The sequence below is a fragment of the Rhodobacter xanthinilyticus genome (genome assembly GCF_001856665.1).
Lineage (GTDB): Bacteria > Pseudomonadota > Alphaproteobacteria > Rhodobacterales > Rhodobacteraceae > Rhodobacter > Rhodobacter xanthinilyticus.
This window is the reverse complement of sequence record NZ_CP017781.1, coordinates 2,193,370-2,206,100: the sequence shown is the minus strand read 5'-3', so window position 1 is coordinate 2,206,100 and position 12,731 is coordinate 2,193,370. Positions and strand designations below refer to the sequence as shown.

Here is a 12,731-nt window from a genome sequence, read left to right as displayed (position 1 = left end):
GCCGGGGAGGGGGGCGCTGCCCCCCGGCTTCGCCTCCCCCCGGGATATTTAGGGCAAGATGAAAGGGCTGTTTTCAACGATGCCGAAATATCCCGGGGGTGAATGCCGAAGGCAGAGGGGGCTGCGCCCCCTTACCCCGCGCGGAAATGTTTGGCGAGTTTGAGGCCCTGGCCCTGGTAGTTCGATTTCAGATCGGCGCCGTAAAGGTGCTCGGGGCGGTCTGCCATGCGTTCATAGACGAGCCGGCCAACGACCTGTCCATGCTCGAGCGCGAAGGGCGCCTCATGGCAGCGCACTTCGAGCACGCCGCGCGAGCCGGTGCCGCCAGCCGCGCCATGGCCGAAGCCCGGGTCGAAGAAGCCCGCGTAATGGACGCGGAATTCGCCGACCATGGCCAGATAGGGCGCCATTTCGGCGGCGAAATCGGGCGGGATCGTCACCGCCTCGCGCGAGACGAGGATATAGAAGGCGCCGGGGTCGAGGATGATCCGGCCCTCGCGCGTGCGGATTTCTTCCCAGAAATCCGAGGCGGGGTAATGGGCGATGCGGTCGAGGTCGATCACGCCGGTATGGGGTTTGGCGCGGTAGCCGACCAGATCGCCGCTCTCGGGGCGCAGATCGACCGAGAAACCGAGGCCGTGGTCGATCACCGCGGTGCCCGAGACGAGCGGCTCGGCGGCGTGCAGGGCCTTGAGCTCGGCATCCGAGAGCGCGGCCTGGCCTGCGCGGAAGCGGATCTGGTTGAGGCGCATGCCGGGGCGGACGAGGACCGAGAAGCTGCGCGGGCAGATCTCGGCGTAAAGCGGGCCCGCGTAGCCTGCGGGGATACGGTCGAATTCCGTGCCCTCATCGGTGATCACCCGGGTCAGCAGGTCGAGCCGGCCGGTCGAGCTTTTCGCATTGGCGACGGCGGTGATGCCCTCGGGCAGCGCCAGCCCCTCCATCAGCGGCACGAGATAGACGCAGCCCTTTTCGAGCACCGCACCCGCGTCGAGATCCATCCGATGCATCTCGAACTCGCCGAGTTTCGTCGCGATCGGCTGGCCCGGCCCGGCGAGGAAAGAGGCGCGGATCCGGTAGGCGATGCGCCCGAGCCGCAGATCGAGGCTCGCGGGTTGGATCTGGCCGGGGGTGACGGGCTCGGAGGCGGTGATCTCGCCGCGCGCGATCATGGCGCGGATCGAACGGTCGGGCAGGACGCCTTGGGTCATCTCGGGCTCCCCTCCTGGGCGCGGATATGCGAACGCCCACCCCGGGTTACGGAGTGGGCGTTGTTCGGATTGGTCGGGCCGGAGAGATTCGAACTCTCGACCTTCCGCCCCCCAGACGGACGCGCTAACCAGGCTGCGCCACGGCCCGACGAGGGGCATATAGAGGCAAGCGGGCCCCGGGCGCAAGCGGCAAAACGCAGATTTTTGCAACGACTTGCACGGGGCGGGGCGGCGGCGGCGGGGCGGCGGGCGCAGGCGCCTTTGGGCGCGGCGCTCACGCCGATTTCGGCGGCTGGCCGAGGCGCCCGGCAAGGCCGCGCAGCCGTTCGCGCGCGATCACGAGGCGGGTGCGTTCCTGGGCGCTGAGCGCGCCGGGCGCGAGCGCGGCCAAGCGCAGGGCGAGGCGGGCGAGAGGCGTCGGCTCGGGCGCGGGCAGGGGCGCGGCCTCGGCCTCGGCCCCGGGCGCGGTTTCGGGCGCGGCGGGCGCGGGCGGCGCTTCGCGGGTGGGAATCATCAGGCTGACCACTTGGGCCGGCGCGGCCGCGGCTGCGGGCTCTTCGGGCACATCGAAGGCGAAGGGCGCCTCGGGGGCCTCTTCCGGGGCGCTCGCGGGAGAATCACTTTCGAGCAGGGGCTCGTCCGGCTCGTCGGGCGGGTCGTCGAAAAGCGAGCGCTGTTGCCAGCCGCCCTTGCGCACCGGCGTGGGGCGGATGATCCGCGGCGCGGCGGCCGGGGGCGGTGCGGGCTCGGCTTCGGCTTCAGGAAGGTCGGGGTCGAGCGGGAACAGCGCCTCCGCGGCGGGCGGTTCGACGGCCGGCGCGAGCGGCGGCAACGCGATCGCCGCCTCGGGCGCCTCGGCCTGTGCGGTGGCGGGCGCTTCCTCGGGGGGGCTTCCACGGCAGGCGCGGCGTGGAGCGTCACCACCGGCGCGGGCTCCGGCGCCTCGATCAGCGAGGCGACAGTCTGCGCGACATCGGCGCCCTCCTTCTCGGAGCCAAGCTCGAGCCCGGAGAGCGCCATCACCGCCCGGGCGCCCTCATCCTTCAGGATCTTCTGCACGCCGCGGATCGCAAGCCCTTGTTCATGCAGCAATTTCTTGATGCCGCCGAGGAGCATGACATCATCGGGGCGGTAATAGCGCCGCCCGCCCGCGCGCTTCACCGGCTTGATCTGGGGAAAGCGGCTTTCCCAGAATCGCAGCACATGGGTGGGCGTTTCCAGCAGGTCGGCGACCTCGGAAATCGTGCGGAATGCTTCGGCTGATTTGGACATCACACCGCCTCGCTCGGGGGCTCAGGCCCGCCCGGGGCCCGATCCGGGCCGATTATTTGGAATTGCCCGCGGCGACGCGTTCTTTCATCAGATGCGAGGGGCGGAACGACAACACCCGGCGCGGCGAGATCGGAACCTCCTCGCCGGTCTTCGGGTTGCGGCCCATGCGCGAGCTCTTTTCGCGCACCGAGAAGGTGCCGAAGGAGGAGATCTTCACCGTCTCGCCCGCGGCCAGCGCGTCGGACATGTGTTGCAGCACGCTCTCAAGGAGCTGCGCAGATTCGTTGCGCGACAGGCCGACCTCGCGGAACACCGCCTCGCTCAGATCCATACGCGTAAGGGTCTTCTCGGACATATCATCCCCCCGGAGTGATTTTGGCCACGATGGGCGCAAAGAAATCCCGAGTCAATATCAATGACTTGCGCGGCGCAGTTGAGGCAGGATTGCGGGCCGAAAACTCTGTGGTTCCGCCTTCTTCTTGGACCAAATACGCAAAATCGCGGCCGCCACGCGGGCTCAGGCCGGGGTATGCGTATTTAGGGCCAAGAAGAAACGGCACTCACCAGCGCAGGACGACCGCGCCCCAGGCCAGCCCGCCGCCGATCGCCTCGGTGACGATCAGATCGCCGGTCTTGATCTGGCCGCGCGCGCGCCCGACCGAGAGCGCGAGCGGGATCGAGGCGGCGGAGGTATTGCCGTGGTCCTGCACGGTCACGACGACGCGCTCCATCGGCACCTGCATGCGCTCGGCGGTGGCTGAGATGATCCGCAGATTGGCCTGATGGGGGACGATCCAGTCGACATCCTCGCCCGAGAGGCCAAGCTTGTCGAGCGCGGCATGGGCGGTTTCGGCGAGCTTGTGGACGGCGTGTTTGAAGACCTGGTTGCCCTGCATGCGCAGATGGCCCGCCTGGCCGGTCGAGGAGACGCCGCCGTCGACATAGAGGAGTTCGCGGTAGCGGCCGTCGGAATGCAGATCGGTCGCCAGCACGCCGCGGTCGCCGTTCTGGCCCGAGCCGGTGGCGGCCTCGAGCACGAGCGCGCCCGCGCCATCGCCGAAGAGCACGCAGGTGCCGCGGTCGGTCCAGTCCATGATCCGCGAGAAGGTCTCCGCGCCGATCACCAGCACCCGTTCGGCCTGGCCCGAGACGATCAGGCCGTTGGCATTGGCGAGCGCATAGATGAAGCCCGCGCAGACCGCCTGCACATCATAGGCGAAGCCGCGGGTCGAGCCGAGGCCGGCCTGGACCATGGTCGCGACCGAGGGGAAGGTGAGGTCCGGCGTCGAGGTGGCGACCACGATCGCGTCGATCTGGTCGGCGCTCATCTCGGCGTCGAGGAGGGCGGCCTGGGCGGCCTTGATCGCGAGCTGCGAGGTGGTCTCGCCCTCGGCGGCGAAATGGCGCCGCTCGATGCCGGTGCGGGCGCGAATCCAGTCATCGGTGGTCTCGAGCGAGGCTTCGAATTCGGTATTCTCGACGATACGCTCGGGCAGGTAATGGCCGACGCCCCGAACCACGGCTCTGATTTTCATCTTTTACTCGCTGACTGCCTCGATATCGGGCGCATCCTGCCCCGAGACTGACGCAGAGGCAACCCGTGCCGCGAGTTTTGCCCGGAAGCCCGAGCGTGCGAGGCGCGCGGCGAGTTCGAGCGCGGCGGCAAAGCCCGTGGCATCGGCGCCGCCGTGGGATTTCACCACCGTGCCATTCAGCCCGAGGAACACGCCGCCATTGGCGCGGCGCGGGTCGATGCGGGCCTTCATGCGTTTGAGCGGGCCCATCGCGAGCAGCGCGCCGAGTTTCGACAGCCACGAGGCGGTGAGCGCGTCCTTCAAGAGATCGCCCGCGAGTTTCGCGGTGCCCTCGCCGGTTTTCAGCGCGATATTGCCGGTGAAACCGTCGGTCACGATCACGTCAACGCGGGCCGAGGGCAGGTCATTGCCTTCGACGAAGCCGATGAATTCGAACTGGCCGGCGTCCTGGGCCGCGCGCATCAGCTCATAGGCGGCTTTCAGCTCGGCATGGCCCTTGTGCTCTTCGGTGCCGACGTTGAGCAGGCCGACCCGCGGGCGGGTGAGCCCGAGCGCGTTGCGCGCGTAAGAGGTGCCCATCAGCCCATAGGTCAGCAGATCGGGCGCATCGGCCTTCACATCGGCGCCCATGTCGAGCATCACGTTCCAGCCCGACGGGTTGCGCGAGGGCCAGAACGAGGCGATCGCGGGGCGGTTCACGCCCGGCATCTTGCGCAGCCGCAGCATCGAGACCGCCATCAGCGCGCCGGTGTTGCCGCAGGAGACGGCGACCTCGGCCTCGCCGGCGCGCACCGATTCGATCGTGGACCACATCGAGGTGCCCTTGCCGTTGCGCATCACCGCGGAGGGTTTGTCGTGCATGGTGACGACGCCCTCGGCGTGGCGCAGCGTGCAAACGCCGGACAGCCCGCGGGCCGCGAGCAGCGGCGCGAGCGTGGCTTCGGGCCCGTGCACGATGAAGCGCAGGGCAGGAGAGGATTTCGCAACGATCGCCACCCCGTCGAGCACCGCTTCCGGGCCGCGATCGCCGCCCATCGCATCGACAGAGATGACAAGGGCGCCGGAGGTTCCCGGCGCCGTCGTGCCAAGAGCGTGAACTGCGTCAGCCATATCGATCGGAGACAGATTTGCAAGGCGCGGCGGGCCGGGGCCCGGGCGTCGGCAAAGCCGTGCGCGAGCGGCGCGGCTTACGCCGCGTCGTCGTCCAGATCGGTTTCGGCGGTCTGCGCGACCACTTCACGGTCATCATAGTGACCGCAGGCGCCACAGACGTGGTGCGGGCGCTTGAGTTCGCCGCAGTTCGGGCATTCCGCCGGGTTGCCGGCGACAAGAGCATCATGCGCGCGGCGCATGTTGCGGCGGGAGCGCGTGACTCGGTTCTGGGGGACAGCCATGTCTCAACCTCGGGTCTGATTGGGCGCGAAGGCCCTGATTTTCCTAGAGTTTCGTCACTGGAGCGCGCTGGCGAACCGGGTGCGAACCCAAACTTTGAATGAGGCCGGGAACATACTGCGATTCTGTCCCGGCGCAAGTCCTAAATTTCGCTTTTTTTGTCGGGTTCCGGGCGGGCCGGAACGGGGCGAAAAAGGCGCTTGCGAGGGGCCCCGAGGGGCCGCCGCGGGGGTGCTTTACTCGCTTTCGTCGCGTTTGGCCAGCAAATCACGCAGGTTCGCGAAGGGGCGCGTCGCTTCCTCGGTGAGCGGCGCGGCGCCCTCGGGGGCGGCGGAGAGTTTCGCCTCGTCGGCATCGGGCGCGCGCGGGTAGAGCGGCAGCGCGAGCTCGAGCGCCTCGAGCGCCACCGCCGCGAGGTCGATCTCGGTGCCGAGCCGCTCGAGGCTGTCATCCTCGGGCATCTCGACCTCCTCGCCCTCGGGTTCGGGCAGATCGGCGACATAATGGCGGGTGACGGTCTCGGCGAGCGCGGTCTTCACCGGCTTGAGGGTGACGGCGCAGGGCTGCACGACGCGGGCCGCGAATTCGGCCTCGAGCTGCCAGTCGTTGCGCCCGCGCGGCGTGAGCTGGCCCTTGAAGGTCAGGCTGTCGAGCGCGGAAATATCGGTCCATTGGGCCACCGCGGCGCGCAGATCCTCGGGCAGGCTGAGCGCAAAGCGGGTCGGTTTGCGGCCGTTGAGATCGGCCACGCGCAGCGGCGCGCTCCAAGGCAGGGCGTCTTCGGTCATCGCGGGCTCCTTCGAATGGGCGGTCAAGGCGGCGGGGCGGGGGCGGCGGGGGCCGCCGGCCGCGGGCGCATCGCGCTTGAGGGCCGGGCCGGGTTGTTGTAAGCGGGATAAAAGGCCGCAGGCTCCGAGGCAAGAGGGGGATCGAGGTGGGACACGACGCGATGAGCGGATCGGGCATGACCCGGCGGGTGACGCTGGCGCTGTGCCTTGGCGCGATGATGGCCGTGGGCGGGTGCGCCGCGATCTATCGCAACCATGGCTACGTGCCCGAAGATGCGGATCTGGCGCAGATCGTGGTCGGCAAATCGACCCGCGAGGAGGTTGCCGCGGCGATCGGGCGGCCGGCCTCGACGGGGCTGATGGAGGGGGCGAGCTGGTATTATGTCGGCTCGCGCTGGAAATATTACGGCGCGCTGCCGCCCAAGGAAATCGACCGGCAGGTCGTTGCGGTGAGCTTCGACGGCGCCGACAAGGTCGCCAATGTCGAGCGGTTCGGGATGGAGCGCGGCGAGGTCGTGGTGTTGTCGCGGCGCGTCACGGCGAGCTCGGTCAAGGGCATGGGCGTGATCCGCCAGCTCCTCGGCTCGCTCGGCCGCGTCTCGGCGGGGCAGATCGTCGACTGATCGCCCCCGCGCGGGGGTCGGGATCAGAGAAACCGCCGGGCGCGCTGCGCTGCGGCGGTTTTGCTTTGCCGCGGGCGGGGGTTGGGCTATGCTCGGCCCGGGTCGGGCCATGCATGGGTGAGGCGAAGATGCAGGTGTTCGAGAAGGGCCGCTACCGGGTGCGTCTGGCGACGAGCCCCGAGGATCTGGCGGCGGCGCAGGCGCTGCGCTGGCGGGCGTTCGTGGGGGCCCGGGGTGGGGCCCGGGGTGAGGCTCGGGGCGGGGCTGAGGCGCCGGCGGAGAGCGCGCTCGATGCCGATGATTTCGATGCGATCTGTCGGCATGTGCTCGTCGAGGAGATCGCGGGCGGGCGTCTGGTGTGCTGTTTCCGGCTCTTGCCGCTCAAGGACGGCTCGGAGATCGGGCGCAGCTATTCGGCGCAATATTACGAGCTCGACGCGCTGCGCGATTTCAACGGGCCGATGGTCGAGATGGGGCGATTCTGCATCGACCCGGAGGTGACCGACCCCGATATCCTGCGCCTCGCCTGGGGGGCGATGACGCGCTTCGTCGACGAGGCGGGGGTGGAGATGCTGTTTGGCTGCTCCTCCTTCATGGGCACCGATTGGGAGGGCTATGCGGATGCGTTCGCGGTGCTGGCCGAGCGGCATCTGGCGCCGAAACGCTGGTGGCCAAGGGTGAAGGCGCCGAAAGTGGTGCGCTATGCGCGCGCGCTGATCGGGCGGCGGGGCGATCCGAAACAGGCGATGCTGAAAATGCCGCCGCTTTTGCGCACCTATCTGATGATGGGCGGCTGGGTCAGCGATCATGCGGTGGTGGATACCGATCTCAATACGCTCCATGTCTTCACCGGGCTCGAGATCCGGGCGATCCCGCCGGCGCGGGCGCGCGCGCTGCGCCTCGTGGCAGGCTGAGGAGGGGGGCGCTGCCCCCCGGCTTCGCCTCCCCCCGGGATATTTGGGGCAAGATGAAAAGCGGAGTGGGTTTCATCTTGCCATAAATATCCCGGGGGGCTGCCCGCAGGGCAGTGGGGGCAGCGCCCCCTCCGCGCTCGCCGCTGCGCCCCCGTTGACGTTTTGCCCGCGCGCCTGTAGCCCGGGCGCATGGCACGCGCACCTCTTCTCCAGCTTTCCGGCATCACGCTGACTTTCGGCGGTAACCCTGTCTTCGACGGGCTCGATCTCACCGTTCAACCGGGCGACCGGGTGGCGCTGGTCGGGCGCAACGGCTCGGGCAAATCGACCTTGATGAAGGTGATGGCCGGCCTGGTCGAGCCCGATCAGGGCGAGCGGGTGGTGCCGGCGGGCGTGCGGGTGGGCTATATGGAGCAGGAGCCGGATCTTTCGGGCTTTGCCACCTTGGGCGATTTCGCGGCCTCGGCCTTGGGGGATGCGGAGCGTTACAAGGTCGAGATGGTCGCCCAGGGGCTGAAATTCCGCCCCGAGACGCCGGTCGAGACCGCATCGGGGGGCGAGCGGCGGCGCGCGGCTTTGGCCAAGCTTCTGGCCGAGGCGCCCGAGCTCATGCTGCTTGACGAGCCCACCAACCACCTTGATATCGAGGCGATCGGCTGGCTCGAGGCCGAGCTGCGCCAGACCCGCACCGCCTTTGTGCTGATCTCGCACGACCGGGCGTTCTTGCGCCATCTGACCCGCGCGACCCTCTGGATCGACCGCGGCACGGTGCGCCGCACCGAGCAGGGGTTTGAGGGCTTCGAGGAATGGCGCGAGCGGATCTGGGCCGAGGAGGACGAGGCGCGCCACAAGCTCGATCGCAAGATCAAGGCCGAGGCGAAATGGGCCGTCGAGGGGATCTCGGCGCGGCGCAAACGCAATATGGGCCGGGTGCGCGCGCTCGAGGCCTTGCGGGCCGAGCGCGCGGGCCAGATCCGCCGCCAGGGCACCGCCGCAATGGAGCTCGAAACCTCCGGCCCCTCGGGCAAACGGGTGATCGAGGCCAAGGGGCTCGAGAAGGTCTTTGGCGAGAAGGCCATCGTCAAGGGGTTCGATCTGCGCGTGCTGCGCGGCGACCGGGTGGCTTTTGTCGGCCCGAATGGTGTGGGCAAGACCACGCTTCTGAAGATGCTCACCGGCGAGGTGGCCCCCGATGCGGGCGCGGTCACCCAAGGGACCAACCTCGAGATCGCGGTCTTCGACCAGGCCCGCGCCACGCTCGACTTCTCGATGACGCTCTGGGATGGCATGGTCAACGACCCCGATATGCGGGTCTCGGGGCGCTCTGATCAGGTGATGGTGCGCGGCACGCCCAAACATGTCGTGGCCTATCTCAAGGATTTCCTCTTCGACGAGCAACAGGCCCGCGCGCCGATCGGCTCGCTCTCGGGGGGCGAGCGCGCGCGGCTGCTGCTTGCGCGGATCATGGCGCGGCCCTCGAATGTTCTGGTGCTCGACGAGCCGACGAACGATCTCGATGTCGAGACGCTCGATCTGCTCCAGGACATTCTGGGCGAGTATGACGGCACCGTGCTCCTCGTCAGCCACGACCGCGATTTCATCGACCGCGTGGCCACCACCACGATCGCGATGGAGGGCGACGGGCGGGCAACCGTCTATGCCGGCGGCTGGTCCGATTATCAGGCGCAAAAACTCCTGAGCGCCGAAGCGCCCGCAGGCGCCGCGACGAAGCCCGCGCCGAAGAAAGACGCCCCGAAAGAGGCCGCCCCCGCCGCGAAAGAGGCGCCGAAGAAATCGGGCCTCTCCTTCACCGAGAAACACCGCCTCGAGGCGCTGCCCGGGGTGATGGAAAAGCTCGAATTCGAGATCCGCAAACTCGTCGATCTGCTCGCCGACCCGGAGCTCTTCTCGCGCGAGCCGGTGAAGTTCAAGAAAGCCACCGAGATGCTCGCCGAGCGTCAGGCCTCGCTCGAGGCGGCCGAGGAGGAATGGCTCGCGCTCGAGGAAAAGGCGGGCGGCTGAGCCTGAGGCTGGCCGCGGACGCCTCCGGCGGGCGTATTTGGGCCAAGAAGAAACGGATGACGTCGCGTCACGAAATCCCCGGCTTCCCCTTCATCTTGCCTGAAATATCCTGCGGGGGTCCGGGGGTGCAAAACCCCCGGCTTGCAACGGGAGCCTTCATGACTGACCAGCCCGCCCGCGGCCCGCTTGCCGGCCTGCGCCTCGTCGAGATCTCGGGCCTCGGCCCCACGCCCTTCACCGCCCAGCTCTTTGCCGACCTCGGCGCCGAGGTGATCCGCATCGCGCGGCCCGATTCCGCGGGCGCGGCCCATAATGTGCTCGGCATGGAGAACGACCCGCTCGAGCGCGGCCGCGATGTGCTCGAGCTCGATCTGAAGGCGCCGGCTGATCTCGCGGTGGCGCGGGCGCTGATTGCGCGCGCCGACGGGCTGATCGAGGGGATGCGGCCGGGCGTGATGGAGCGGCTCGGCCTCGGCCCCGCCGATTTCCCCGATCACCCCGCGCTTGTCTACGGGCGGATGACCGGCTGGGGCCAGACCGGGCCGCTCGCGCAGACCGCGGGCCATGACATCAATTTCATCGCGCTCTCGGGCGCGCTCCATGCGATCGGCACGCCCGAGACGCCCACGATCCCGCTCAATCTGGTGGGCGATTTCGGCGGCGGCACGCTGTGGCTTGCCTTCGGGATGATGGCGGCGCTCTGGCGCGCGCGGGCGACGGGGCAGGGGCAGGTCGTCGATGCCGCGATCACCGACGGGGTGGCGGGGCTGTTGGGGATGATCTGGGGGCTCAAGGGCAACGGGCTCTGGGCCGAGCGGCGCGGGGTCAACCTGCTCGACGGCGGCGTGCCCTATTACGGGATATACCCCTGCGCCTGCGGTGGCCATATGGCGATCGGCCCGATCGAGGAGAAATTCTGGCGCCTCTTTCAGGAGTTGATGGGCTTTGCCCCGGGCGATCTGCCCGACCGGGGCGACCGCGCCGCCTGGCCCGCGCTGCGCGCCGCGATCGGGGCGCGGTTTTTGGAGCGCAGCCGCGACGACTGGGCCGCGATCTTCGAGGGCTCGGATGCCTGTGCGACGCCGGTGCTCAGCCTCTCCGAGGCCGCGGCGCATCCGCATAACATCGCGCGCGGGGCCTATCTCGAGCATGAGGGCATGACCCAGCCCGCGCCGGCGCCGAAGTTTTCCGCCACCCCGGGCGCGATCGGCCCGGGCTCGACGCGCGCGCGGATCACCGCGGCCGAGGCGCTGGCGCGCTGGGGGGCGGCCCTGTAACAGCGGGCGATCGGGGCTTGACAGGGGGCGCCAGTTCACCGATAAGCCGCAGACCCGGCGGGAGGAGTCTCTTCTCGCGGGGGTTTTGTTTTCACACCGCCCCTCAGGGGCGCGCTGTCCGAGGCGGGGCAACCCGGTAAACCGCAAGGTGCCACAGGGCGCGGCTGACACGAAGGAATGGCCCATGTTTGCGGTCCTCAAGACTGGCGGCAAGCAATACAAGGTTCAGGCGGGCGATGTGCTCCGCGTGGAGCTGATTGCCGCTGAAGCTGGCGACAAAGTCCAGTTCAATGAAATTCTGATGGTCGGCGGTGACACCCTGACCGTTGGCGCCCCGCTCGTCGAAGGTGCCGCGGTCGTTGCGGAAGTCATCGACAACATCAAGGCCGACAAGGTCATCACCTATCACAAGCGCCGCCGGAAACATTCGTCGCAGCGCACCCGTGGCCACCGTCAGAAACTGACGCTGGTGCGCGTGACCGAGGTTCTCGCCTCGGGCGCCGCTGCCTCGGGCGTGAAGGAAGCCGTCGGCACCGCTGCTGCGCGCGTCGCCGCGCATGAAGCGAAGTAAGAGGAGACTGACAGATGGCACACAAGAAAGCAGGCGGTTCGTCCCGTAACGGTCGCGACTCCGCTGGTCGTCGCCTCGGCGTCAAACTCTACGGCGGCCAGGCGGCCATCGCCGGCAACATCATCGTCCGTCAGCGCGGCACCACCTGGTGGCCGGGCGAAGGCGTCATGATGGGCCGCGATCACACCATCTTCGCCGTCACCGAAGGCAAGGTTACCTTCCGCAAGGGCCTCAAGGGCCGCACCTTCATCTCGGTGCTCCCCGTTGCGGAGGCGGCCGAGTAAGCCGAGCGCTACCCGGATACGCATTTGGGGGGGATCGGCGAAACGCCGGTCCCCCTTCGCGTTTCCGGGCCCCCGCTTGGGTCCGGTTGGGAGGCCGGATCGGAGCGGGCAGGGGGCAAGCGCCCGTTCATCAATAAAATTTCAACGGGGTTGGGTTAAATTGTCATCAACCCGCCCCATTTAAGGGCCAAGGTCAGAATGACCGCGTTCGAGGAGGAGCGCCCATGTTTCAGGAAACCATTACCGCGCAACCCGTGATCGAGGCCGGCCGCTTCGTTCTGCGCCCGCTGCGCCGCTCGGATGCCGGGCTGATTTCCCTGTATACCGCGGATAAACGGGTCGCCGAAGGCACCCGCGCGATCCCCCATCCGCTGCCGCCGGGCGCGACCGAGGCCTATATCGCCCGCGCCCAAGGGGCGGATCGGCGCGAGGATGTCTGGGCGCTCGACGGCTCGGGCCAGGGGCTCGCCGAAGTGCTCGGCGTCGTCTCGCTCACCCGCATCGAACCCGATCAATCCGAGGTCGGCTTCTGGGTCGCGCCGGGGTTCTGGAACACGGGCTTCGCCTCCGAGGCGGTCGCGGCACTGGTCGCCGCCAATCCCCATGACAGCCGCACCCTCTTTGCCGAGGTCTTTCAGGATAACCCGGGCTCCGCGCGAGTGCTGAGCAATTGCGGCTTCGACTATCTGGGCGATGCCGAGAGCTGGTCCGTCGCCCGTGGCGCCCGCGTCCCGACCTGGACCTATCTGCGCAAGATGTAACCCCCTTCATCTTGCCCAAAATATCCCGGGGGCGCGGGGGCAGCGCCCCCGCATCCTGCGCTCCCCAAGCCGGGCCTTGAT

General features: G+C 68.6%; 14 protein-coding genes, 1 tRNA gene and 1 pseudogene. 7 read left to right on the top strand and 9 right to left on the bottom strand.

The features are described 5' to 3' along the window. Window positions 1–131: 131 nt before the first annotated feature. The 9 genes and pseudogenes from LPB142_RS10775 to LPB142_RS10735 all read right to left on the bottom strand — a co-directional run bounded on the left by LPB142_RS10775 (window position 132) and on the right by LPB142_RS10735 (window position 6,198). Window positions 132–1,211, bottom strand: a complete 1,080-nt coding sequence (locus LPB142_RS10775; protein ID WP_068766670.1) for a 2'-deoxycytidine 5'-triphosphate deaminase — start codon at window positions 1,209–1,211, stop codon at window positions 132–134. A 70-nt stretch (window positions 1,212–1,281) separates the two neighbouring features. Beyond that, window positions 1,282–1,359, bottom strand: a tRNA-Pro gene (locus LPB142_RS10770). A 126-nt stretch (window positions 1,360–1,485) separates the two neighbouring features. Then, complete coding sequence (locus LPB142_RS19590; RefSeq protein WP_071166377.1) at window positions 1,486–2,043, bottom strand: hypothetical protein; 558 nt, start codon at window positions 2,041–2,043, stop codon at window positions 1,486–1,488. Between the two features lie 266 nt (window positions 2,044–2,309). After that, a pseudogene (locus LPB142_RS19585) lies at window positions 2,310–2,483 on the bottom strand (MerR family transcriptional regulator); the annotation flags it as partial. 52 nt (window positions 2,484–2,535) lie between these two features. Beyond that, entirely contained in the window at window positions 2,536–2,838 is a 303-nt protein-coding gene (gene ihfA / locus LPB142_RS10755; protein ID WP_068766672.1) for an integration host factor subunit alpha, read from the bottom strand. 205 nt (window positions 2,839–3,043) lie between these two features. Continuing rightward, window positions 3,044–4,018 (bottom strand): beta-ketoacyl-ACP synthase III, encoded by a 975-nt coding sequence (locus LPB142_RS10750; RefSeq protein ID WP_068766673.1) that lies wholly within the window; start codon window positions 4,016–4,018, stop codon window positions 3,044–3,046. A gap of 3 nt (window positions 4,019–4,021) precedes the next feature. Further along, window positions 4,022–5,128 (bottom strand): phosphate acyltransferase PlsX, encoded by a 1,107-nt coding sequence (plsX, locus tag LPB142_RS10745; protein ID WP_071166375.1) that lies wholly within the window; start codon window positions 5,126–5,128, stop codon window positions 4,022–4,024. A gap of 77 nt (window positions 5,129–5,205) precedes the next feature. Beyond that, window positions 5,206–5,412 (bottom strand): 50S ribosomal protein L32, encoded by a 207-nt coding sequence (gene rpmF / locus LPB142_RS10740; protein WP_068766675.1) that lies wholly within the window; start codon window positions 5,410–5,412, stop codon window positions 5,206–5,208. Between the two features lie 234 nt (window positions 5,413–5,646). Then, complete coding sequence (locus LPB142_RS10735) at window positions 5,647–6,198, bottom strand: YceD family protein (protein ID WP_071166374.1); 552 nt, start codon at window positions 6,196–6,198, stop codon at window positions 5,647–5,649. A 161-nt stretch (window positions 6,199–6,359) separates the two neighbouring features. On the opposite strand from LPB142_RS10735, the gene LPB142_RS10730 reads away from it, so the two are divergent. The 7 genes from LPB142_RS10730 to LPB142_RS10700 all read left to right on the top strand — a co-directional run bounded on the left by LPB142_RS10730 (window position 6,360) and on the right by LPB142_RS10700 (window position 12,650). After that, on the top strand, window positions 6,360–6,821 hold the full coding sequence (locus LPB142_RS10730) for an outer membrane protein assembly factor BamE (RefSeq protein WP_071166373.1): 462 nt from the start codon (window positions 6,360–6,362) through the stop codon (window positions 6,819–6,821). 128 nt (window positions 6,822–6,949) lie between these two features. Then, entirely contained in the window at window positions 6,950–7,735 is a 786-nt protein-coding gene (locus tag LPB142_RS10725) for a GNAT family N-acetyltransferase (RefSeq protein ID WP_071167223.1), read from the top strand. A gap of 189 nt (window positions 7,736–7,924) precedes the next feature. Next, complete coding sequence (locus tag LPB142_RS10720; RefSeq protein WP_071166372.1) at window positions 7,925–9,757, top strand: ABC-F family ATP-binding cassette domain-containing protein; 1,833 nt, start codon at window positions 7,925–7,927, stop codon at window positions 9,755–9,757. A gap of 158 nt (window positions 9,758–9,915) precedes the next feature. Beyond that, complete coding sequence (locus LPB142_RS10715) at window positions 9,916–11,034, top strand: CaiB/BaiF CoA transferase family protein (RefSeq protein ID WP_071166371.1); 1,119 nt, start codon at window positions 9,916–9,918, stop codon at window positions 11,032–11,034. A 184-nt stretch (window positions 11,035–11,218) separates the two neighbouring features. Continuing rightward, a complete protein-coding gene (rplU, locus tag LPB142_RS10710) occupies window positions 11,219–11,605 on the top strand; it encodes a 50S ribosomal protein L21 (RefSeq protein ID WP_068766680.1) in 387 nt (128 codons plus the stop codon). Window positions 11,606–11,619: 14 nt separating this feature from the next. Next, window positions 11,620–11,889, top strand: coding sequence for a 50S ribosomal protein L27 (gene rpmA, locus LPB142_RS10705; RefSeq protein WP_068766681.1), 270 nt, complete (start codon window positions 11,620–11,622; stop codon window positions 11,887–11,889). 224 nt (window positions 11,890–12,113) lie between these two features. Further along, window positions 12,114–12,650, top strand: coding sequence for a GNAT family N-acetyltransferase (locus tag LPB142_RS10700; protein ID WP_068766682.1), 537 nt, complete (start codon window positions 12,114–12,116; stop codon window positions 12,648–12,650). Window positions 12,651–12,731 lie beyond the last annotated feature (81 nt).

Bases quoted from the DNA above. Each gene is read 5' to 3' on its own strand.
- LPB142_RS10720 (WP_071166372.1), top strand. From the start codon at position 7,925: ATGGCACGCGCACCTCTTCTCCAGCTTTCCGGCATCACGCTGACTTTC.
- rplU (WP_068766680.1), top strand. From the start codon at position 11,219: ATGTTTGCGGTCCTCAAGACTGGCGGCAAGCAATACAAGGTTCAGGCG.
- rpmF (WP_068766675.1), bottom strand. From the start codon at position 5,412: ATGGCTGTCCCCCAGAACCGAGTCACGCGCTCCCGCCGCAACATGCGC.
- ihfA (WP_068766672.1), bottom strand. From the start codon at position 2,838: ATGTCCGAGAAGACCCTTACGCGTATGGATCTGAGCGAGGCGGTGTTC.
- LPB142_RS10725 (WP_071167223.1), top strand. From the start codon at position 6,950: ATGCAGGTGTTCGAGAAGGGCCGCTACCGGGTGCGTCTGGCGACGAGC.
- LPB142_RS10715 (WP_071166371.1), top strand. From the start codon at position 9,916: ATGACTGACCAGCCCGCCCGCGGCCCGCTTGCCGGCCTGCGCCTCGTC.
- LPB142_RS10775 (WP_068766670.1), bottom strand. From the start codon at position 1,211: ATGACCCAAGGCGTCCTGCCCGACCGTTCGATCCGCGCCATGATCGCG.
- LPB142_RS10735 (WP_071166374.1), bottom strand. From the start codon at position 6,198: ATGACCGAAGACGCCCTGCCTTGGAGCGCGCCGCTGCGCGTGGCCGAT.
- rpmA (WP_068766681.1), top strand. From the start codon at position 11,620: ATGGCACACAAGAAAGCAGGCGGTTCGTCCCGTAACGGTCGCGACTCC.
- LPB142_RS10730 (WP_071166373.1), top strand. From the start codon at position 6,360: ATGAGCGGATCGGGCATGACCCGGCGGGTGACGCTGGCGCTGTGCCTT.
- LPB142_RS10750 (WP_068766673.1), bottom strand. From the start codon at position 4,018: ATGAAAATCAGAGCCGTGGTTCGGGGCGTCGGCCATTACCTGCCCGAG.
- LPB142_RS10700 (WP_068766682.1), top strand. From the start codon at position 12,114: ATGTTTCAGGAAACCATTACCGCGCAACCCGTGATCGAGGCCGGCCGC.
- plsX (WP_071166375.1), bottom strand. From the start codon at position 5,128: ATGGCTGACGCAGTTCACGCTCTTGGCACGACGGCGCCGGGAACCTCC.